This is a genomic window from Pseudomonas sp. SIMBA_068, assembly GCF_046534705.1.
Lineage (GTDB): Bacteria > Pseudomonadota > Gammaproteobacteria > Pseudomonadales > Pseudomonadaceae > Aquipseudomonas > Aquipseudomonas putida.
Map to the genome: position 1 here is coordinate 1 of NZ_JAWRYI010000364.1, position 279 is coordinate 279.

Sequence of the window (279 nt, forward strand, 5' to 3'; positions counted from 1 at the left end):
TGATGGCTACAGTGTGCAAATTCGTGAACAAGAAATAGAGCATCAACGCCGTAAGTTAGAAGCTGTGCCGACTAATCAGTTGCTTGCTATTAATACGCCTGAGTCTATTGCTCAATGGCAGTGGCGTATCGCTATTCCTCTTTCTATTCCGCTGCTTACTTTACTAGCAGTGCCGTTAAGTGTGGTTAATCCTCGCCAAGGCAAATTTGCTAAATTGGTACCCGCTATAAGTTTGTATCTTGGGTATTTTATTTTATTAAATGCCGCAAAATTCGCGAT

The 279-nt window shown here is 41.6% G+C and carries 1 protein-coding gene; it reads left to right on the forward strand.

The genetic code is table 11. The features are described from left to right. Positions 1–13: 13 nt before the first annotated feature. On the forward strand, positions 14–279 hold a 266-nt coding region (locus SB756_RS29555), incomplete at its 3' end, for an LptF/LptG family permease (protein ID WP_410913110.1).